Here is a 21,392-nt window from a genome sequence, read left to right on the forward strand (position 1 = left end):
CTATGTTGTCGCAATTTTTCATTAAAAGACCGATATTTGCAGCCGTGCTGTCATTGCTGTTTCTTATCACTGGGGCGATTGCCGTTTGGCAGTTGCCTATTACCGAATATCCAGAGGTAGTGCCACCAACGGTAGTGGTCACTGCTAATTATCCTGGCGCAAATCCTAAAGTGATTGCTGAGACCGTTGCTTCACCGCTGGAGCAGGAAATCAACGGCGTCGAAGGCATGTTGTACATGTCATCGCAGGCGACGTCCGATGGACGTATGACCTTGACCATCACCTTTGCGATTGGCACTGACGTGGATAAGGCACAAACCCAAGTGCAGAGCAGAGTCGATCGCGCTATGCCGCGTCTGCCGCAGGAAGTACAACGTCTTGGTATTGTTACTGAAAAATCATCGCCGGATCTCACCATGGTGGTGCATTTGTTATCGCCGGATAACCGTTACGACATGTTGTATCTGTCTAACTATGCGGCGCTAAACGTCAAAGACGAGTTAGCGCGGATAAACGGTGTCGGCGCTGTACGTTTGTTTGGCGCCGGCGAATACAGCCTGCGGATTTGGCTTGATCCCAATAAAGTCTCGGCGCTGGGTTTATCGCCAGCGGACATTATTGCCGCCGTACGTGAGCAAAACCAACAGGCAGCAGCGGGCAGTTTAGGCGCGCAGCCCAGTGGCAGTGCTGACTTTCAACTTTTAATTAACGTGAAAGGCCGTTTAACTGAACTGTCTGAATTTGAAGATATCATCATCAAAGTTGGTCAGAATGCTGAAGTGATCCGCCTTAAAGATGTCGCGCGGGTGGAACTCGGGGCAACGAGTTATGCGCTGCGCTCTTTACTCGATAATAAGGATGCGGTGGCTATTCCTGTATTCCAAGCATCGGGTTCTAACGCGATTCAGATTTCCGACGATGTACGCGCCAAAATGGCTGAGCTGTCTAAAGGATTCCCTGAAGGACTCGAATACGAAATCGTTTACGACCCAACAGTGTTCGTGCGTGGCTCGATTGAAGCTGTGGTAAAAACCCTGCTCGAAGCCGTGTTACTGGTGGTGTTGGTGGTGGTGCTATTCCTGCAAACTTGGCGCGCATCGATTATTCCGCTGGTGGCCGTGCCTGTGTCTTTGGTCGGTACCTTTGCCTTTATGCATTTGCTCGGTTTCTCGTTAAATGCCTTGTCGCTATTCGGGCTGGTGCTCGCCATCGGGATTGTGGTTGACGATGCCATCGTCGTGGTCGAAAACGTCGAGCGTAATATTGCCGCAGGATTAAGCCCAGTTGCGGCAACACAAAAGGCGATGAAGGAAGTGACTGGCCCGATTGTGGCAACCACCTTAGTGCTGGCGGCGGTGTTTATTCCAACGGCCTTTATGAGCGGTTTAACCGGGCAGTTCTATAAACAGTTTGCCTTGACTATTACTATCTCGACCTTTATCTCGGCGATTAACTCACTCACTTTGAGTCCGGCATTATCGGCGCTGTTACTCAAGAGCCATGATGCACCTAAGGACGGCTTAACTCGTCTAATGGATAAGTTGTTTGGTGCTTGGTTATTTGTGCCTTTTAATCGTTTATTTAACCGTGCATCTGATGGTTATGGCTGGTTAGTGCGTAAGGTGATCCGTTTTGGCGGCATTATCGGCCTAGTGTATTTAGGCATGGTGGCGTTAACGGGAGTGCAATTTGCCAATACACCAACGGGTTATGTGCCCGGCCAAGATAAACAGTATTTAGTGGCCTTTGCCCAGTTGCCCGATGCGGCATCCCTTGAACGTACGGATAGTGTGATCAAGAAGATGTCTGAGATTGCACTAAATCACCCCGGAGTCGCGCACTCGATTGCCTTTCCTGGCCTTAGCATCAACGGTTTTACCAATAGTCCTAACTCAGGCGTGGTGTTTGTTGCGCTCGATGATTTTGACTCGCGTACCAGTCCTGAACTGTCGGCGAATGCCATTGCAGGACAATTGAATCAGCAATTTGCTGTTATTCAAGACGCGTTTATTGCCATCTTCCCGCCGCCACCTGTGCAAGGCCTCGGCACTATAGGAGGGTTCCGTCTGCAAATTCAAGACAGAGCCAACCTTGGTTATGAGGCCTTGTATCAGGTGACCCAACAAGTGATGTACAAGGCGTGGGCCGATCCTCAGTTAGCTGGCGTTTTCTCTAGCTATCAAGTGAACGTGCCACAACTTGAACTGGATATCGATCGGACTAAAGCGAAACAGCAGGCAGTGTCGCTCGATCAAATCTTCCAGACATTACAAACCTATATGGGCTCGACCTATGTCAATGACTTCAATCGTTTCGGTCGAACCTATCAGGTGAATATGCAAGCCGACGAGGCGTTCCGTCAAAGTCCGCAGCAGATAAGTCAGCTAAAGGTGCCGAATCTGAATGGTGACATGATCCCGCTGGGGTCGTTCATCAACGTCAGCCAAAGTTCAGGCCCAGACAGAGTGATGCACTATAACGGTTTCACGACCGCTGAAATCAACGGTGGTCCAGCAGCAGGTGTGAGTACAGGCCAAGCGCAGGCGGCGATTGAGAAAATTTTGGCTGAAACTTTACCTAATGGTATGACTTATGAGTGGACTGAGCTGACCTATCAGCAAATTCTCGCGGGCAATACGGGTCTTTTGGTTTTCCCGCTGGTGATCATCTTAGTGTTTATGGTGCTAGCCGCCCAGTACGAGAGCTTAAGCTTGCCATTGGCGATTATCTTAATCATCCCAATGACCTTACTTTCAGCCCTCAGTGGTGTGCTGATTTACGGTGGGGATAATAATATCTTCACCCAAATTGGCCTGATAGTGCTGGTGGGGCTGGCGACTAAGAACGCTATCTTGATTGTCGAGTTTGCAAAGGAGAAACAAGACCATGGTATGGCACCTATGGAGGCGATATTAGAGGCAGCAAGATTACGTTTACGTCCTATCTTGATGACATCTATCGCCTTTATTATGGGAGTGGTGCCTATGGTGTTCTCCACTGGCGCGGGCGCCGAGATGCGCCAAGCCATGGGGGTGGCAGTATTCGCCGGTATGATTGGGGTGACTGTATTTGGTCTTATCCTAACGCCGCTGTTTTACTATGCCTTAGCAAAGAGAGGCGGTAAAAAAGCCGATGAGCATAAAGAGATAACAGTCGGTTAAGCTTGTTTTCTAGTTGAAAAACACATGAAAGGTCTATATTGAGTAGGCCTTTTTTGTTTATTCACGGCGAGAGCGATTAGATTTGACTATCTTTAGCTGGGGTTAATTAAAATTAGGTCAATTGATGTTTAGTGATGGTATTGCTCGCCAGATTAAAACTAAAACCAGAAATGAGGAATATCGTTGGTATTTTCTGGATCATCAATAAGAAACAATGAATAACTATTACCGGACCATTCTGTTAGCTTATAACTTATTGCCACTTGAGCGCGTCATTATCACAGAATGATTAGAATGGTTACTGTTTTACGACTTTTCTATATAATTTGATGATTATTCAATACATTAGTAATGTACAATGCTAGATGAATCTAGATCGTTTTTTTACGCAGAACTCAGCTAAGGTACTTGTTGGCCTTGCATCACTATGCCCGAGGTAACGGATGATCCTATATCGCGTTTTATATGCGTTAGTACTTTGCGTTTTGATCTATTTCACGCCTCAAGTCATGGCTGCTGAACTCAATATTAATGTAGTAGATCTGCAACAACAGGCCATTGCCGATACTGTCGTGGAGCTGATCCCTGCTGTAATGCCTGATAATGCAATACCTGTCGAGCATTATGAAATGTCGCAAAAAAATCGAACCTTTATTCCCTTTGTGCTGGCGGTGCCTAAAGGTGCAAAGGTGGATTTCCCCAACTTAGATCGTACTCGCCACCATGTGTATTCTTTTTCAGAAGCTAAACCTTTCGAACTTAAATTGTATGTGGGTCAGGCCGAAGCGCCGATTCAGTTCGATAAACCCGGTTTGGTCGCGCTTGGCTGTAATATTCACGATTATATGCAAGCATTTATCTATGTGGCGGATAGCCCTATTGTCGCTGTGACGGACGAAAAAGGTGAGATCCAGTTTAAGGGACTTACCGCCGGTCAATATAAAGTTAAGCGCTGGCATCCATGGCAGAAGGCTGCATCAGAGCCAACGGATTTACTGATCGCTAATGGTCCTAATCAACTCAGTCTGTCCTTAGACATTGAGCGTCAAGCTAAACCGTCGTCGCCGCCGTCGGGATTTGGTCACTACGATTCTGAAGGTAAGCCATTACATGCTAAATAGTTTTCGCGCTCGGCTGATTTTAGTTTTCTTTATTGTGCTGACGTTAGTGCAATTTGCCACGGCATTTTCCGTGTTGACAGCGACCGAAAAAGATAACTTTTTACAGCAACAGAAAAGCCTCGATATTGGCGCGAATGTGTTTCTCGAAGTGTTATCGAATCGCGGTATTCAGCTCAGTCAAAGTTTGTCCGTACTCAGTGCTGATTTTGGTTTTAAGCGCGCGATTGCAACTGGTGAGCAAGAAACCATTGAGTCAGTGTTATCTAATCACGGCTCTCGTATTGGTGCCGACGCCGCTGTATTGCTATCACCTAAAGGGGAGCTCTTGACCTCGAGTTTGCCCGGACTCACTCAGGATGATATTCAATCCTTATTTAATATGACCACCAGCAATCATAATGCTTTAGCTATCCTTAATTTTGATCATGCTAGCTATCAGTTTGTGCTGCAGCCGGTGAAGGCGCCGACCTTAATCGCTTGGGTTGGCATGGGGTTTCTATTAGATGAGAAGGTCGCCCAACAAGCTAAAGCCATTACGGGCATCGATGTGAGTTTTGTCAATCAGGCAACGGGCCGCACTGAAATCGCTTCAACCTTATCAGATAATGAAAAGTTAAGCGTAATTGAGCAGGCGAGCTTATTGCCTAGCTTGCTGAAAATGCCTAGTGAAAGTATTCCCGTAGATCATCTGTCTATGGGCATCAAACTTTATGATCACAACGGCAGCCAATTAGCGCTACTACATCAATCAAACCTTAAGTGGCAGCAAAGTTATCAGCAACTACGCAATAATATGCTGCTGATTTTTGCTTTGACCTTAGCACTGGCGATTGCGATTGCGATTTGGTTGTCGGGCAGTTTGACTGAACCCGTGCATCAACTTGTGAATTATGCCCGTAAAATCGGTCAAGGTAAGCAGCCTGCCAATATTCAAGGTGCGCCAGCAGAGCTGAGGGTGTTGGCTAAGAGTTTATCCTTAATGCGCGATGATATTGAAGCGCGGGAAAAGGATTTAGTCTACCAATCTCGCCACGATAGCTTGACAGGTTTACTCAATCGTTTTGCCGCAAAACAGCATTTGGCGGATCTTAACGATAAATTATCCGGTGCTATGGTGTTGTTAGATATTAAACATTTCCGCCATATCAACGATATTATTGGTTTTGCCAACGCCGATACTTTGTTACTGCTTTTTGCTCGTCGCCTAGAGCAATTAGCACCGACACCGGATTTACTGGCGCGTTTAGACGGTGACTCATTTTTACTTCTTTATAGCCAAGGTATTCGCCCTGAACATTTACTGAAGTCATTGGATATGCTGGAGTCACCCTTTCCAATCCAAGGCTCAAATATTTCTCTTACCGTGCGTGCGGGATTACTCGAAATCGATGGTAATGGTGCTGATATCGATGTGTTAGTGCGCCGCGCCGAAATTGCCCTCAATCAAGCCTGTCTCGAAGAGCAACGTATTGTCAGTTATCGTCAAGGCGCCGATGAGAAATACCAGCGTGAGCTGACGATTATCCGTGATTTGCCTATAGGTTTAGCGCAAAACCAATTGTATTTAGTGTTCCAACCTAAAGTGGATTTACGCCTAAATCAGTGCACTGGCGCCGAGGCATTGATCCGCTGGCAACATCCTACGCTAGGGTTTATTCCGCCCGATGAATTTATTCAACTGGCTGAAAATTCAGGCAACATTGATATTGTTAGCCAGTGGGTATTGAAGCAGGCTATCCAGCAATTAGTGACATGGCAGCGGCGGGGTATAGTGCTAAAACTGGCTATTAACCTGTCGGCCCACGATTTAGTCGATACTCGCTTACCAAATCAAATCGCCATTTTACTGAAAGATAATAATCTGCCAAGCGGTGCACTCTGTATCGAAGTCACTGAAGGCGCCGTGATGAAAGATGCACAGACTGTGGTGAGTGTATTACAGCGATTCCGTGACATGGGCGTGTCTGTTGCCATTGATGATTTTGGCACAGGTCATTCATCATTAGCCTATTTGAAAATTTTACCCGTTAATGAAGTGAAAATTGATCGCAGCTTTATCAAAGACATGCTCACTGATAGTCAAGATGTGATGATAGTCGATACGAGTATTAAATTGATCCACGGCTTAGGTTTTACCGTAGTAGCCGAAGGCGTTGAAGAACAAGAAGGTGTTGAGATATTGCGTAATCTTGATTGCGATATCATTCAAGGTTATGTGTTTTCGAAACCCTTAAAAGCGGCTGAATTTGATCTGTGGTTCGAGGCGTTTAACCATCCAAATACCGCTGATACATAAGCGCGTTTACTCAAGTCAATATGCAAAGACGCTAGACTAACGATTCATCGTCGAAAGAATGAGAGCGGAGCATCCAGTGAACATTTCCATAAATGCATTGAAGTTGAATTCATTAACTTGGACTTATGTTAAGGCTTTGTCTTGCCTATTTTTACTATTGGGCACTGTTCCTACGTTTGCTGAAGGTAGCCGTGTGGTCGCGACTGGCGGCGGGACGATGATTGAAGGCAGTGCTGGCGGTGGCATAGTGCCATGGGCCGTGATCAACGGTTATGGTAGTAGCGGTGAATGGTCGGCAACGACGATGGCGACCGGTGTCTATGTCGATGATTTTACGCTGAAAGTGATCGGCGCTTCTTTGAGTTTTGATAATCGATTCGAGCTGAGCGTTGCGCGGCAAACCTTTGATTTAGATACTATGGGCGGCGAGTTAGGCCAAGATATCTTCGGCGTAAAATACAAGCTTGCCGGAGAGCTACTTTATACGTCTATGCCGCAAATTACCTTAGGTGCCCAGTATAAAAGAGTCGATGACTTTGCGATTCCTCAGGCGGTTGGGGCGCGGGATGATTGGGGTTTAGATTTGTATGTTGCTGCCAGCAAAGTATTTTTTGATGCGGTAGCGGGACGAAATGTATTACTCAATGGGACCGTGCGCGCGACCAAGGCGAATCAAACGGGTTTATTGGGTTTTGGTACCCAAGCCAATCATGATTACCAGTTTGTGTTCGAAGCCTCTGCCGCGGTATTGCTGACGGATAATGTGGCACTGGGTATCGAATATCGCCAGAAACCCGATGAGTTAGCTTTTGCCCGTGAGGATGATTGGCAAGATGTGTTTTTAGCGTGGTTTATCAATAAGCATCTTTCCGTGGTGACGGCCTATGCGAATTTGGGCAGCATTGCAGGGTTTGAAGAGCAACGGGGTTGGTACCTGTCGGTGGAGGGGGCGTTATGAGGCGTTTATTGTTGAAACTATTACCTCTTGCCGCTTCGTTTGTTTTCACTGGCTGTGCGGTGCAAACGATCGAAACCTCAGCATCACAAACTCACTCTAGTCATCAAACCGCAAGCCATCAAACCTTATACCAAGATTTAGGTGGTAACGCAGGCGTATCGGCGATAGTCGATGGTTTGCTGGCACGTATTGCCACTGATCCACGCATAGTGCATCACTTTCAAGAGACAGATATTGCGTTATTTCGTGAGCGTGCCATTGAATATTTCTGTCTGGTTGCCGATGGCGGCTGCCTGTATCACGGCGAAAGTATGCAGCACAGTCATAGAGGATTGAATATTACTCAAGCGGATTTCGATGCCTTAGTCGGCCATTTGATTGAATCGATGAAAGAGCAACATATTCCGCTATCGACCCGTAATGCCTTTCTAAAACGTCTCGCCCCTATGTATACGGACATTACCTATCAGTGACTTGCTTCATCTTTAAAGTAGAAGCTCAACATAGCGTCTCTACATTGAGGGTGAAAGAGTAAATGAGTTAGATACGGTTAGCGTGATGAATAGCCACATTTTTTGTTTTGTGACTAGAGCAATAACGCCTCATCGATAGGGTGAAATTGAGAGGCTGCATCCCTTAAGGATTTAGCCGTCAGGGTAGGGACGCCATAGACTTGCGTTTCAACGCCATATTTTTGATGAATTTTTTGCAGCAATAAATCGAAATCACCATCACCAGACAATAAGATCACTGTATCCACTTCACTCGCCGCTTCCATAATATCGATAGTGATCCCCACGTCCCAATCGCCTTTGGCCGAACCATCGCTGCGTTGGATGAAAGGTTTTAACTTCACCTCAAAACCTATGTGCTTTAACGCGTCCTGGAATTTCAATTGCCCATCGTCGCCCTTATGGATGGCATAAGCCACGGCCAACGCTATATCACCTTCATAACCTAAGTGTTGCCACAGTTTACGATAATTAAATTGGCGACCATAGGCTTCGCGGCAGGTGTAATAGATGTTTTGTACATCGACAAATAAAGCGATTTTTTTCAAGGCGTTTTCCAGCGGCTAGGGGAGTAAGGGCACTATAGCATATCGAGGCAATAGGGTTTTCAAGGATGTTAGAGTGTTAGGTTCAGCCGTCGAGATGGTGAACCCAAAGCGTATGTTAGCTTCTATGGTATTTTTGATATTCGCCCGGTGACATACCGCAGAGTTTTTTAAAGTAACGCCCCATATGACTTTGATTGGCAAAGCCATTATTGAGTGCGATATCGGTCAATGATTGCGCTGAATGGCTCAAGCTTTGTTTGACCTTTTCAATGCGCACTTGCAGCAAATACTCCTGCGGCGTCATCGCAAATTGGCATTTAAACATGCGACAAAAATGGTACTCGCTAAGTTGGGCAAGCTCGGCCAACTCAGACAAGTAAATTTGCCGATGGGAATGGCAATGAATAAACTCTTTGATCGCTTTGGCCACTTTAGGTGCGAGTCCCCCCTTAATTGGCCCCACCGACAAATTAAAGCCTGAGCTTTGCAGCAAAGTCACCAGCACAGTGTCGGTTACCTGTTCCATCATCAGATGGTGATCACTCGTCTGCCAATCGAGCCCGGCAACTTGATGTCGAAACAGCGCCTCTAATCTCGGATTATCGACAAAGGTCAACTCAGGTAAACGCACTTGGCGTGGATCTTTATCAAAGACTCGCACCGCCAATTTTTTAAGATGTTCATCGCTAAAATACAAATGCATAAACTGCTGCGGTTGCCCCAGTTGCCAATGGCTTTGGCAGCCTTGGGGCATAAGACAAAACTTACTGGGCGCGCCATAGTCGGCCTTGATATCGGTTCTGTGGGTTTCGTAGCCGCCATCCAGATACATGCTCAGCGTATGTTGTGCATCGTTTTGGTAATACAGACGCTCGCTCGCATTTTGATAATGAGCCCAAGATAAATCCTCCGTAATCGCTTGTTTACGAATACAGGTTTTGGCGGATTTATCAAAACTGATGTATTTGGGCTCCATGGGTTCCTAGTGATCTCACTGGCTAAGCATTTTGTCTTTCCAAATTATCGCACTTATGGGCGTGGCTCAACGTCCGCTCGCGATTAAAACCGCAATATCGTGTTATGGCCAACAAGATGGTGACATAAGGACGAAAGCCATCGCTGTATAGTTTGCCTCATTAAGCATTTTATGAAGGTGTAGGGGACTCATTATGGCTGCTGTGATGTATTTGCTGATGATTTTTGTGTGGGGTTTTTCGTGGATTGCCATTAAGTGGCAGCACGGTGAGGTGGCGACGGAAGTCTCGATTTTCTATCGGTTTGCGATTGCGAGTCTCTTGATGTTCGCCATTGGCTTTGCCTTTAACAAGCTGCAAGCGGTAAAGCTTAGGCAGCATCCTTGGTTTGCGCTACAAGGCGTATGTCTATTTTGTTTGAACTTTATCGCGTTTTATACCGCAACCCATTATATTGCGAGCGGTTTAACGGCAGTAATTATGGCCACTGCCCCCATTTTTAATGCGATACATGGCCGCATTTTTTACGGTACGCCCACCAGTCGTAATTTTTGGTTAGGCGTCGGTGTCGGTCTGGGGGGCATTAGCTTACTCTTTGGTGCTGACTTGCTCGCGACTCAGTGGTCACAAAATTTAGTGTGGGGCTTATTGTTTTCGCTGCTAGGTACGTGGTTTTTCTCGATTGGTAACATGATCAGTATGCGCAACTCGCGCGATAATGTGTCGCCCTTTACTTCAACAGCGTATGCCATGTGCTATGGCAGTGCGGCGTTACTGCTCATCATCTGGTTTAAAGATTTAAGCTTTAGTTTACCGCTGACAACCAGCTATCTTGGCAGCTTGTTTTACTTAGCCGTTATCGCCTCTGTGATTGGCTTTACCGCTTATTTGATCTTGGTTGAGCGAATTGGCGCTAATGCCGCTGCGTATCTGTTGGTGATAACCCCTGTGGTGGCGTTAAGTGTATCGAGTGTGTTTGAGGATTATCAGTGGACTTGGTATTCAAGTGTGGGACTCTTGCTGGTCGCGCTCGGAAACATGTTAACGCGCCGTCAAAAACCGCTTGGTGCTGGTCTCGGTCTACTTTTAGGCTTAGCCAATAAAGCAAAAAACGTTTAAAACGTTAATGAGAAAAAAGCCAAGACACTGAGTGTCTTGGCTTTTTGTTCTGTGATCTTCTGCAGTTATTATTAGTGCTAGGCTTTAGGTGCGAGTTCCTGCTGCTTTGCGGCCGCCTCTTGTGCCGCTAACTCTTGTGCTTTAATCGCCGCTTCGAGCTTAGCTTCAACATAACCCGGTGAATGGGTTGCTGCCGAGATTAATCGATACATGGCGGGGATCACCAGTAAGGTCACAAAGGTAGCAAACGCCATTCCGAAGAACACTACAGTACCTACAGCGATACGGCTTTCTGAGCCCGCGCCCGTCGAGAAAATTAACGGTACAGCACCCACTAAGGTGGTGAAGGCTGTCATTAGGATTGGCCGTAAACGACGGGATGACGCATCGATAATGGCTTTATCGAGTTCAAAGCCGCGGTCGCGCAATTGGTTGGCAAATTCCACGATGAGGATACCGTTTTTAGTCACCATACCAATTAACATGATCATGCCTATCTGGCTGTAGATGTTGATCCCTTGGCTCGTGATCAGTAGTCCTAAGAAGCCACCGAATACACCCATAGGCACAGTAAACATCACCACTAACGGGTTGATAAAGCTCTCAAACTGTGCGGCTAATACTAAGTAGGCAACCAGTAAAGCTAAACCAAATACGATAAAGATACTGCTTTGGTTTTCTTTAAAGTCTTTGGATTCGCCCGTATAACCAATCGAAATATCCTTAGGTAATAGTTCAATGGCTTTAGCGTCAAGGAACTTTAAGCCTTCACCTAAGGTGTAACCTTCACTGACGTTAGCCTTGAGGGTGATCGATTTTTGTTTATTGGTGTGGCTTAATCTTTGTGCAGAGGCAATTTCTTCTATATGAGTGACAGTATCGAGAGTGACTAATTCGCCCTTAGCTGACCGCATGTAGATTTGGCTCAGGTCACCGACATTATTGAAACTGTTTTCATCACCGCGTAAATACACATCGTATTCTTCGCCTCGATCAACAAAGGTCGTTTCGGTACGGCCACCCAGCATGACTTCTAAGGTTTCCGATACTTGGTCGACACTGATCCCCAGTTCTGCGGCGCGCTCTTTATCGACAGTAACAATGAGTTCTGGCGTTGTTTCTGCATAGTCTAAGTCAGCCCCTTCCATCATAGGGCTAGCGTTAGCCTCTTCTTTCAATATCTGCGCCCACTTAAACAGTTCGGCATAGTCCGAACCACCAAGTACAAATTGCACGGGTTCGCTCGATTGCCCTCTAAAGCCTGGCATCATAGGGCGAACCATTACATCTGGAATATCCTTTAAGGCATTGCTAATAATTCCAAGGGCTTGCTGCGCTGTCACATCGCGGTGTTCCCAATCTTCTAGCTGCATGATGACAAAGCCAGTTTGATCGCCAGCACGGCCACCAAAGGCGGGAGCTTGTACGCTGAAGGATCGCAGCACACCTTTACCGAGCAAGGGCATGAGTCTGTCTTCGACTATGTCCATGTTGGCTGTCATACGGTTATAACTGGTGCCTTCGGCGCCTTTAATAAAGGCGAACAACACGCCGCGGTCTTCCTGCGGCGCAAGCTGTGACGGTACTTGTTGCATTAACCAAGCGCTGCCGCCGATACAAGCGAGGATAACTAAGGGCGCGAGTAAACGGAGTTTAATCGCTCGAGTCACTGCGACGCGATAAACGCTTTCCATGCGAGCAAAGCCGCTGTCGACCCAACGATTAAAGCGATTCGGTTTGACGTTGGCTTTGAGTAATTTACTGCTCAGTACAGGCGTAAGTGTGAGTGCTACTAAGGAGGAGAACAGCACTGACACCGCCAGCATCACGGAGAACTCGGTAAATAGTAGTCCGACCATGCCCTCCATAAATGAAATTGGGAGGAATACCATCACCAGTACCGCCGTAGTGGCGATAACGGCAAAGCCCACTTCTCGAGTACCTTTATAGGCGGCGAGTAAGGGCTCTTCGCCTTTTTCGATATGGTGGAAAATGTTCTCGACCACCACAATCGCATCATCCACCACCAGACCGATGGAGAGGATTAATGCCATCAATGTCAGTAGATTAATCGAATAACCTAGCATGTTGGCGGCGATAAATGCCGAGATCAAAGATACTGGAACAGTCACCGCTGGGATTAACGTTGCTCGCGCTTGTCCAATGAAGATATACAGCACGAGTACGACCAAGGCGCCCGTGACATAAAGGGTGCTATACACTTCGTTAATCGAGCGGTCGATAAATACGGTCGAGTCGAAGTCGACTACTAGGCTAGTGCCTTCGGGCAGGAAGTCTTGTACGCGATCAACTTCTTTATGTACTTCTTTGGCAACGAGCAGAGGGTTGGCATCGGACTGGGCAATAATGCCTAAACTGATGTTAACTATGCCGTCGCTTTTGAAGGTCGAGTTTTCGTTTTGTGCGCCAACAGCCACATCCGCCACATCTTTTAAGTAGATAGCCGTGCCATCACTGGCGGTACGCACCACAAGATAGTCAAAATCCTTCGGCGTGTAGTACAAGCGTTTGGTACGCACAGACATCACTGTGGTGTCGTTGCGCACTTGGCCGCCGGGCGTTTCTATATTCTCTTTACGCAGGGCGTTGATAATATCCGTTGCGGTAACATTACGTCCTGCCATTTGTTCGGGTCTGAGCTTGACGTACATGACCTTATACAAGCCGCCGGAAATGCTGATAGAACTCACGCCGCTGATTAAGCTGAATTTGTCCTCGAGTACTCGCTGGGCGTAGTCCGTTAATTGAGTACGGTCCATCACACTCGAGCTTAAGTTCACATAGACTGAGGGTTCGCCGGAGCCGTTGTCTTTTGAGACGACGGGGTCTTTTGCATCTTCTGGGAGCCTGCGTTGGGCGCGGGCCACAGCATCACGAACATCGCTGACCCCTTCGGTTAAGTTCCAACCGAGGAGGAATTTAACTGTGATACGCGAGCTACCGTTACGTGTGGTCGAGGTGATTTCGTCAATACCACTGATCCCTGTTAGCTCATCTTCTAAAGTCTTAGTGATCTGGCTTTCCATAATCGCCGCCGATGCACCCGAGTAACTGGTGCTGATGGTGACTACAGGGCTTTCGACGTCGGGCATTTCCCGTATCGACAGTTTAGTGAACGACACTATGCCGAATACACACAGCAGTAAGCTTAAAACGATGGCAACGACAGGGCGTTTAACCGAAACATCGGATAACCACATTATTTCGTCTCCGTTGCTTTAGGACCTGAAAGCTCTGTCGCACGGGCAGAGGCTTTATCATCGAGCGTGACTTCATTGATTTGCAGGCCATCGCGCATATTGACTAAGCCTTGTACCACGACTTTGTCACCTATGTTTAAACCGCTTTCGATTAAGACTTGGTTATCGATACGCGCCCCGAGTGTCACTTCTGTGCGGTGGGCAATGTGGTCGGCGCTAACTACGTATACGTAACGTTTAGTTCCTGAATATTCAAGAGCTTGTACTGGCACCATAGGTGCTGAAATCGCTGGGAAGGTGATGGTTGACGACATCATCATGCCCGGTTTTAAGCGTTTCTTCGGATTATCGAATAGCACTCGTACTTTGAGGTTTAAGGTTTCCTCATTGACGCGGGGATCGATAGCCACCATTTTGCCAGTAAAGATTTCATTCGGCCAAGCGCGACTGGTGGCTGATACTTGCATGCCAATACTCAGTTGCGATAGGAAATGCTCAGGCACTTGTAAGTCGAGGCGCATGCTGGACAAATCATCTAGCGACATCAACTCAGTGCCCATGCTGACCATCTTGCCTTCGCTGAAATTAATCAGGCCAGTATTACCCGCAAACGGTGCTATCAGCGAGTGGTAATGTAAATCTGCTTGGGCGGAGGATAAGCGTGCTTGGGCGATATCAACACTGGCTTTTTGTGCGTCAATCTCGGTTTGGGTAATGGCGTTACGGCTGATCAGTTTTTCAAATTCTTTGAGTTTACGTTTTTCATCATTGAGGAAAGCATTGGCCTCGGCGACGGCGGCTTGGGCTTTCATATCATCGAGTTCGATCAGTAACTGGCCTTTTTTCACCGCTTGGTTTGAGGTCACTGCGACTTGTTTAATCTTACCTGTGACTTGCGGTGCAATGATCACTGCACGTTCAGCCGCGAGTTTGCCGATAAGAGAGATAGATTGCGCTAATGGATATTCAATCACTTCACCCGTGACCACAGGAACGGTACGCATAAGATGTGGCGCGTTCTCGGGTTTAGCCGCTTGAAGGACATCACTAAAACTCACCGCTGTGGCGATAATCGCAAGCAGGGCAATGGCAATAATGGTTTTTTTCATTGTAATTATTATCTCGCGCAAAGGCAGTTTAAAAAGGTAATCGCTCTAATGGCGCTATTCTAGTGAATAACGTACGCCAGTTGGGTAAAAGTTTGTAAAGGTAAGCGAACGAAAATGAAAGAAATTGTGTTTTTTGAGTATTGAGCACAATTCAACGAGGGTTTTGCTGTTTTTTTGTGCTGCTATTGCTTTTTAAAAGCTGGACAGACTTTAGGGATGGACTTCAGTTTGCGTTTTTTCAATCGGCGCTTGAGTCGTTTCAACCTGAGGATATTGGCTTAAAATTGCTGCTAATCGTCCATCGCGGCGCATACTCTCTAAACCTTGATTAAAATCCGTCACTAACTGCGGATGATCCGCCACAGCCAAAGAGATCCCTAAATGAAATACCTCAGTCGCTATGGGTTGGCCGACTTGCTCAAAGGCACCCTCATATTCACTTGGTCCTTTTTTAATTAAATACCCCGCTAAGTTATGGCCAATCAAGACTAAGTCAATACGCTTTAAAAATAGCTTTTTGAGATTCATCTCATCCGAATTTCCTTCCTCTGTGGTGAGCCCCGCGGCGAAGATTTCTGGCGGATTAGCGTAACCGCGACCTATACCGATAGTGAAAGGTTTAAGATCTGAAAGTTGACTGAAACTCAGCGGTGAATCTTTACGTTTATAAAACACAATTTGTACGGGTTGGATAGGCGCAGAATATTGGGCCCATTGCTCGCGCTCTTTACGATACCAGAGCCCAATGATGCCATCAGCTTGGCCAGTTTTAACGAGTAAAGCCGCGCGGGCGAAGGGATAAAACTTGAGGCTGGCAGTGTAACCTTTGCGTTTAAAAGCTTCTTTGACGACTTGCGCAACGCCGCCCTGTTCAGGTAAAGCATCGGCATAAAAAGGAGGATAGTTAGTGGCGACTAATTGGAGTTCCCTGCCCGCAAATGCAGGGGGATAGAAGCTGAATAGAAACAAGCAAAAGCTAGATAATGTGAGTAATTTCTTCCCCATTTCTACTCCAGCACTTAGGTGAGTCGCACTTGGCTTGAGTATAGTCAGAGTTAATTAAAACAGGCGAACTTATGGATATTAAGATGGGTGCATATTGAGCGCTATACGATTGAGCGTTATGTCGATTTAGAGCCATGGCGATTGAGTACCATGGTGGGCGTCCATTTTACCCTTGCTCATTCATGCCTTATTGCCCCAGCGCATTCATGGATTAGGGCGCTAGCTCATTCACGTATTGGGGCAAAAGATAGTAGTGAGGTAGGTTATAGCGAAACCTGCTCACCCTGATACAAACCTCGGCGGAGTTTGCCAGCGTCGATAAGTAACAGCTCACCGGATTTACCATTCTTAATGCTGCTATCTATCGCAATGATTTTATTATGATAAAGCCCAAGTACTTGTTCCTGCGATGTGTGCCCTACGACGATATGATCGACCTTGAAATAGCTCAGTATGCTATCGATATCCGACTCTTTCAGTTCATCTTTAAAGTAGCCACGATACCAAGTTGGACCATTGGTAAAAAACAAAAAGTTGAGTAAATCATCTTGCTTCAAATCGGCTTTTTTATCATCTAAATGCTGCCGAAATAATTGGTTAGCATCGTTGATATTTAATTTACGCTCGACCCATTCAGGGCTGATGCCGCCGTGCATAAACAAGATATTATTGATTTTGACTAAAGTATGTTTGCTGCGAAGCCATTTGCCTATTTCGGTGTCTTTGTTGTAGAGCGCATCGTAGCTGCGTTTGAGTAAACCTGCCGAGACTTGGTAGCGTTCGTTGACGTAGCGTAAGTCGCCGCGAAACACCATTTGCTCGTGATTGCCCATGAGTAGATGTAAGCGTCCGCCCGCAGCTTGGGCTTCTTGGTCTAAGGAATATAAAAACCACAATACTTCATTGACTTGATGACCACGGTCAAACATGTCGCCCGTCATCACCATATGACCGTCACCAAAGGCCCAGTGGTTATCTTTGTCGATAATCTGATGGGCTTTTAGCAAGTTAATCATTACATCAAACTGGCCGTGTACATCGCTAAGGGCGACAATTTTGCTGACATGGGTGAAGGTATCTGGCTCAACCGTGACAGCTTGTGTGTGAAGGTGCGGTTGGGGTAATTCACCGCAACTGGCAGGGCGAGTTAACTGCGCCTTCGCAATCGGTGTTTGTTTTAGCTCACTCTGGCAAATCCAATAGGCTATGTCTTTTTGAGCATCATCTAAAAATACATAAGGGCCATCGGTGACGCTGTTTTCTTGAACTTTTAGTTCTAGCTCGGCTTCACTTGCATTGGCTGCCAGTGAGGTAAAGGGGAGTGCGGTGACAAGCCATAACAGGGGCGTGAATTTTCTCTGTTGCTTGAGTATCCATTGGCTGGCTCGGCTAAGTCGCGTCATAGATAGCGTGATTGGGTGAGCCCCGACTGGCATCGAATTGATTTGCATTAGACCGCATCCTTGTTTTTGTTTTAGTTATTCATTTTTTAATTTTAAACACTTGAGTTGATGAGTCTTAGAACGTGCAGCTTGACGAATTCAATTTCAAGCGCTTAATCCAAACGCTTAATCGCAAGTACCTAATCTTAAGTACTTAATGTCAAGTGCTCAACCTATTGAAAACACTAAATCATACGGATAAGGCTTAACATCGGCAAGTCGTGGGGCGGGCTAAATTAAACTTGCCCGCCTCATTGTTCAGTTATTCCATCATTGCATGTCTATAGTGCATGACTGTCTTTACATGGTATTGGCAGTTACATGGCATTGACGACGGTATAACTATCAACAAACTGCTCGAAACTGACGATTTTGCCGCTGTGTATCTTCCATAAATGGGCGACTCGAGCGGTAAAATGTTTGCCCGTTTTGACATAAGTACCTGAATAAGTACCGAAGGCAAAAACCTTATCACCTTGGGCGACATAGTCTTCGATATCGACACGATAGTTATTCCATTCTTTTTCGAGGCGGGTGAACACATTGGCGGCTATCGCACTAAAACCTATGTAAGTGCCCGCATAGGGAAAACCTGCCGCCTCTGTCCAGCGTGCGTCACTCGCTAAGGCAAGCTGAAGATTTTTGGCGTTCTCGGCTGAGCTACTTCCCTCATAGGTGCTTTTTACCAGTGCAAGATTCGCATCAGTTTGTCTTGCTGTTTCGATAAGATTTAACTGAGCAGGCTCACTCACTAAAGAGCTTGTTGGAACACCATTAAGCGTTGGCATGATTATGACTCAAATTGCGCTTCAAGATGGCTTAACCACTGGGCGGGTTGGCCGTAGAAGCGGTTGATATTAATGGCGGTGATGTTGCCGTTATTATCCTCTATAGCCATCGAAGGGAAACCTTGGGCACCTATCAGATTCAGTAATGCTCTGGATTCAACAATATGCTCATATAGCTTGTCTTCACCTTGGGCATAATGTTGCGCAAAGCCTATAGGGTCGAGCCCAAGTTCAGCGGCTAACTTTGCCAGATTACCTTCATCACTGGCGCTGTGACCATCACGGTAATGGGCCAGTTGTACTGAGTGTAGATAGGCCAGACTGTCGCCACCCATAGCATCGACTGCGAGCATGGCTTTAATAGGAGGCGCCGAGTCGAGTACGACTGTGGTATCGCGCAGCAGACCATCGAAATAGTTCTCACCAAAAGGCTGGCCAGTTAGTTCGCTAATGCGTAGATCGTGGGGCATAACATAGTCGCGCCAGTTGGCATCGATTTGTTTGCGTCTTGGGCCCGTGAGCATACCGCCGCCGTGGAGCTTAATGGTAAAGCCTGCTTTTGCGGCGGCATCAAGCAGTGGCGCTGCGGCATAACACCAACCACATAAAGGGTCGATAATGGCGTGCAGAGTGCGCTCTTTGGCCGTTGCTGTGCTGCTGGTTGTGCTAGTTGGATGGGTTGTTGGCTGAGTCATAGTTAAACCTTTTGGCTTAAGTTCGTCGCGACATTAGCGACTTAAGCCCTTTGAGAACATCGATTAAAATAGTTAGGTTGGTACCGTTATTTAGCTAAAAAATGGCACGCAATCGCTCACGTGCCTGTCTTTAACTGTTTTCACTTAAATGCTTGTATCTAATCGCCTAGATAGATATGGCTGGGCTTACATAGGCCAGGTCATTTCGCCCATGTAAACTTTGGCGCTGATCTCAAGCCCTGCATCGGCTGGCATTTGTGGGTATAGCGCCAGCATCTTTTGGATTAATTCGGCTGAATCTTTCGAGGCTTTTGCAGCGATTTCAAAGGCTTTTACATATTCACGGGTAAAACCGATGGCGTGGGTATTAAATCGCGCTTCGCCTAAATAGTGCCCTGGGATCACTGTGGTCGGCAGCAGTTTTTCCATTGCATCTAAATGGGTTAACCATTCCTGACGCTCAGAGGCAGTTTGAGTGTCAGCCATCCAAACATGCGTGTTATCAAATACTTCCACGCCACCTGTAATGGTTTTTGCCGATGGCACCCACAGGAAAGTGTGTTTAGGGTGTTTATCATTAAAACCTTTGATAATCACTTGCTCACCGTCGATGGTAAAAGTGTCACTGTGAATCGCCTTAGGTAACACTAATTCGCTTGGCGCATTATCTTTTAAAATCGGCCCCCAGTAGGCGAGTTTGCCTTCCATTGAGGCTTTAATCGCATCGACAGTGGTTTGAGTCGCGACGATTTGTGCATCGGGGAAATTCTTTTTAATCACGGCTAAGCCGAAATAGAAATCAGGATCGCTATGGCTGATATACACCTGAGTCAGCTTTTTACCGCTGGCTTTGATGGTGTCGACCAATGTTTGGGCATCGTTATTTTGAAATTGCGCATCGACGAGCATCATTTCGTGTTTGCCGCTGATAAAGCTCGATGACACGGCAAAGATGCTGTTTTCGCCCGGATTAAAATGGCTCACTTGCAATGGCGCTGCATTGACCGCGCTAAGTCCTGCCAGCAACAAGGTGGCGGCTAGGCTTATTTTAGACGAGGCCTTCAATGTGGCGTTAACTGTGTTACGTATTGCATAGGTCGATGTGTTCATTTGGGGCTCACTTATAGTCACAGGGTGAAAGAGTAAAAGGTTCGATTTAGCATTCATTGATTTGCAGCTGCTGCAAAAGTGAGTTAAGTATAGGTTGCAAAAATCAATAGATAAATGCGAGTATCTGCCCATGTTTGTTGCATTAATCGGACGAATAGCTGCGTGTACTATTGCATTCTTAATTACTAGTTACTTAGTTATGTGGGTACGCGAGTATGTCATTGAGCCTTCGAATGATTGAAAGTGATTGAACGAGAGTGGAGATAAATCATGGACAGACTCGAAGCGGCTAAGGTGTTTGTGACTATTGTTGAGCGCGGCAGCATGATCAGCGCCGCCAATGCCTTAGATATGTCGCGTTCTATGGTGACCCGTTACTTGAGCGAAATGGAAGAATGGTCTGGTGCTAGGTTGTTGCATCGCTCGACGCGTAGCCTCAGCTTAACGCCAGCGGGTGAGCAAGTGCTGGACTATTGCCATCGGCTGCTCGAACTGGCTAACGAAGTGCCGGCGGTCAGTCATGCCGCTGTGGCGATTCCGCGGGGATTACTCCGTATTAGTTGCTCCCAGTTTTTGGCGCATCAGATTTTAGCGCCCGTGGTACAGCAATATTTAGCCAGTTATCCGCAGGCGGGCGTGAATTTCCACGTGAGCAGCCAAACCGTCGATTTAGTCGCCGAGCGTATTGATCTGGCTATTCGCATCACCAATGAACTCGATCCCAATCTTATCGCTAGGCGCTTAGGGGAGTGTGAGTCTGTGGTGTGCGCCGCACCGAGTTATCTTGCCGCGCGCGCTGCCGTGCTGCATCCCGAGGATTTAACTCAGCATAACTGTTTAACCTATTCTTATTTTGGCGATGTGATGTGGCGCTTTTATAAAACCGATGTAGGGGCGAAACAGGCTCAAGCGTTGAACTCCGATCCTAAGTCAAACCAAGGTCAGGTATTTAACGTGCCTGTGAATGGTAATTTCAGCGCCAATGATTCCATGGTGGTGCTTAATGCCACGCTGGCTGGTGAGGGAATTGCTATGCAGCCGGTTTGGGCGGCGAAACCCTATTTAGACTCGGGTCAGCTAGTGCCTTTATTAACTGAGTTTAAACCTCTGTCCCTCGGTGTGTATGGCGTGTATCAATCCCGCAAACACATGCAGCCTGCACTTAGGGTGATGATGGACATGCTGGTGGCCTACTTTGCCAGCTTGAATTGAAATAGTGCCAGTTTGAAATAGCGCCAAAGTCTACGGCACTCATAGCGCAACTGAATGCCATAAAAAGGAGCTTAACCCTTTCGAGCTAAACTCCTCAGATTTACACTTGTCTAGATTCTAG

16 protein-coding genes are annotated in these 21,392 nt (G+C 46.8%); 7 read left to right on the forward strand and 9 right to left on the reverse strand.

What is annotated here, in order from left to right:
- The first annotated feature begins 2 nt into the window (after positions 1-2).
- From HQQ92_RS04375 to HQQ92_RS04395, 5 genes are all read left to right on the forward strand, one after another.
- Positions 3-3,161 (forward strand): efflux RND transporter permease subunit, encoded by a 3,159-nt coding sequence (locus HQQ92_RS04375; protein WP_173243427.1) that lies wholly within the window; start codon positions 3-5, stop codon positions 3,159-3,161.
- Positions 3,162-3,604: 443 nt separating this feature from the next.
- Positions 3,605-4,282 carry a methylamine utilization protein gene (locus tag HQQ92_RS04380; RefSeq protein WP_173243430.1) on the forward strand — a complete coding sequence of 226 codons (678 nt, stop codon included), beginning with the start codon at positions 3,605-3,607 and terminating at the stop codon, positions 4,280-4,282.
- Positions 4,272-6,578, forward strand: a complete 2,307-nt coding sequence (locus tag HQQ92_RS04385) for a GGDEF domain-containing phosphodiesterase (protein ID WP_173243433.1) — start codon at positions 4,272-4,274, stop codon at positions 6,576-6,578. Before HQQ92_RS04380 ends, HQQ92_RS04385 begins: the two co-directional genes overlap by 11 nt.
- A gap of 76 nt (positions 6,579-6,654) precedes the next feature.
- A complete protein-coding gene (locus tag HQQ92_RS04390) occupies positions 6,655-7,536 on the forward strand; it encodes a DUF3034 family protein (protein ID WP_173243436.1) in 882 nt (293 codons plus the stop codon).
- Positions 7,533-8,009, forward strand: a complete 477-nt coding sequence (locus HQQ92_RS04395) for a group 1 truncated hemoglobin (protein ID WP_173243439.1) — start codon at positions 7,533-7,535, stop codon at positions 8,007-8,009. Before HQQ92_RS04390 ends, HQQ92_RS04395 begins: the two co-directional genes overlap by 4 nt.
- A gap of 113 nt (positions 8,010-8,122) precedes the next feature.
- Here the strand turns inward: HQQ92_RS04395 and HQQ92_RS04400 are convergent, their stop codons facing one another.
- Positions 8,123-8,596, reverse strand: coding sequence for an NYN domain-containing protein (locus tag HQQ92_RS04400; RefSeq protein ID WP_006082658.1), 474 nt, complete (start codon positions 8,594-8,596; stop codon positions 8,123-8,125).
- Positions 8,597-8,711: 115 nt separating this feature from the next.
- Positions 8,712-9,572 carry an AraC family transcriptional regulator gene (locus HQQ92_RS04405; protein ID WP_173243442.1) on the reverse strand — a complete coding sequence of 287 codons (861 nt, stop codon included), beginning with the start codon at positions 9,570-9,572 and terminating at the stop codon, positions 8,712-8,714.
- Positions 9,573-9,765: 193 nt separating this feature from the next.
- On the opposite strand from HQQ92_RS04405, the gene HQQ92_RS04410 reads away from it, so the two are divergent.
- Positions 9,766-10,689, forward strand: coding sequence for a DMT family transporter (locus HQQ92_RS04410; RefSeq protein ID WP_173243445.1), 924 nt, complete (start codon positions 9,766-9,768; stop codon positions 10,687-10,689).
- 77 nt (positions 10,690-10,766) lie between these two features.
- Here HQQ92_RS04410 and HQQ92_RS04415 read toward each other — a convergent pair whose 3' ends face one another.
- The 7 genes from HQQ92_RS04415 to HQQ92_RS04445 form a co-directional block, all read right to left on the reverse strand.
- Positions 10,767-13,910: a multidrug efflux RND transporter permease subunit gene (locus tag HQQ92_RS04415; protein ID WP_173243448.1), complete on the reverse strand. Its 3,144-nt coding sequence runs from the start codon at positions 13,908-13,910 to the stop codon at positions 10,767-10,769.
- A complete protein-coding gene (locus tag HQQ92_RS04420; RefSeq protein ID WP_028761398.1) occupies positions 13,910-15,019 on the reverse strand; it encodes an efflux RND transporter periplasmic adaptor subunit in 1,110 nt (369 codons plus the stop codon). Before HQQ92_RS04420 ends, HQQ92_RS04415 begins: the two co-directional genes overlap by 1 nt.
- 210 nt (positions 15,020-15,229) lie before the next feature.
- A complete protein-coding gene (locus tag HQQ92_RS04425; protein ID WP_173243451.1) occupies positions 15,230-16,024 on the reverse strand; it encodes an ABC transporter substrate-binding protein in 795 nt (264 codons plus the stop codon).
- A 263-nt stretch (positions 16,025-16,287) separates the two neighbouring features.
- Positions 16,288-17,475, reverse strand: coding sequence for a metallophosphoesterase (locus HQQ92_RS04430; protein ID WP_173243455.1), 1,188 nt, complete (start codon positions 17,473-17,475; stop codon positions 16,288-16,290).
- 308 nt (positions 17,476-17,783) lie between these two features.
- The gene (locus tag HQQ92_RS04435) at positions 17,784-18,254 is read right to left on the reverse strand and encodes a nuclear transport factor 2 family protein (RefSeq protein ID WP_173243458.1); all 471 of its coding nucleotides are present in this window, start codon (positions 18,252-18,254) and stop codon (positions 17,784-17,786) included.
- 2 nt (positions 18,255-18,256) lie between these two features.
- Complete coding sequence (locus HQQ92_RS04440; RefSeq protein ID WP_173243462.1) at positions 18,257-18,949, reverse strand: DsbA family protein; 693 nt, start codon at positions 18,947-18,949, stop codon at positions 18,257-18,259.
- Positions 18,950-19,135: 186 nt separating this feature from the next.
- Positions 19,136-20,059, reverse strand: coding sequence for an MBL fold metallo-hydrolase (locus tag HQQ92_RS04445; protein ID WP_173243465.1), 924 nt, complete (start codon positions 20,057-20,059; stop codon positions 19,136-19,138).
- Positions 20,060-20,329: 270 nt separating this feature from the next.
- On the opposite strand from HQQ92_RS04445, the gene HQQ92_RS04450 reads away from it, so the two are divergent.
- A complete protein-coding gene (locus HQQ92_RS04450) occupies positions 20,330-21,271 on the forward strand; it encodes a LysR family transcriptional regulator (RefSeq protein WP_028761392.1) in 942 nt (313 codons plus the stop codon).
- The last annotated feature ends 121 nt before the right edge of the window (positions 21,272-21,392 follow it).

Source organism: Shewanella sp. DC2-4, from assembly GCF_013248875.1.
GTDB classification, from domain to species: Bacteria; Pseudomonadota; Gammaproteobacteria; order Enterobacterales; family Shewanellaceae; genus Shewanella; species Shewanella oncorhynchi.

Coding starts and splice junctions, on each gene's coding strand:
- HQQ92_RS04375 (WP_173243427.1), top strand. CDS start 3: ATGTTGTCGCAATTTTTCATTAAAAGACCGATATTTGCAGCCGTGCTG.
- HQQ92_RS04380 (WP_173243430.1), top strand. CDS start 3,605: ATGATCCTATATCGCGTTTTATATGCGTTAGTACTTTGCGTTTTGATC.
- HQQ92_RS04385 (WP_173243433.1), top strand. CDS start 4,272: ATGCTAAATAGTTTTCGCGCTCGGCTGATTTTAGTTTTCTTTATTGTG.
- HQQ92_RS04395 (WP_173243439.1), top strand. CDS start 7,533: ATGAGGCGTTTATTGTTGAAACTATTACCTCTTGCCGCTTCGTTTGTT.
- HQQ92_RS04405 (WP_173243442.1), bottom strand. CDS start 9,572: ATGGAGCCCAAATACATCAGTTTTGATAAATCCGCCAAAACCTGTATT.
- HQQ92_RS04410 (WP_173243445.1), top strand. CDS start 9,766: ATGGCTGCTGTGATGTATTTGCTGATGATTTTTGTGTGGGGTTTTTCG.
- HQQ92_RS04415 (WP_173243448.1), bottom strand. CDS start 13,910: ATGTGGTTATCCGATGTTTCGGTTAAACGCCCTGTCGTTGCCATCGTT.
- HQQ92_RS04420 (WP_028761398.1), bottom strand. CDS start 15,019: ATGAAAAAAACCATTATTGCCATTGCCCTGCTTGCGATTATCGCCACA.
- HQQ92_RS04425 (WP_173243451.1), bottom strand. CDS start 16,024: ATGGGGAAGAAATTACTCACATTATCTAGCTTTTGCTTGTTTCTATTC.
- HQQ92_RS04430 (WP_173243455.1), bottom strand. CDS start 17,475: ATGCAAATCAATTCGATGCCAGTCGGGGCTCACCCAATCACGCTATCT.
- HQQ92_RS04435 (WP_173243458.1), bottom strand. CDS start 18,254: ATGCCAACGCTTAATGGTGTTCCAACAAGCTCTTTAGTGAGTGAGCCT.
- HQQ92_RS04440 (WP_173243462.1), bottom strand. CDS start 18,949: ATGACTCAGCCAACAACCCATCCAACTAGCACAACCAGCAGCACAGCA.
- HQQ92_RS04445 (WP_173243465.1), bottom strand. CDS start 20,059: ATGAACACATCGACCTATGCAATACGTAACACAGTTAACGCCACATTG.
- HQQ92_RS04450 (WP_028761392.1), top strand. CDS start 20,330: ATGGACAGACTCGAAGCGGCTAAGGTGTTTGTGACTATTGTTGAGCGC.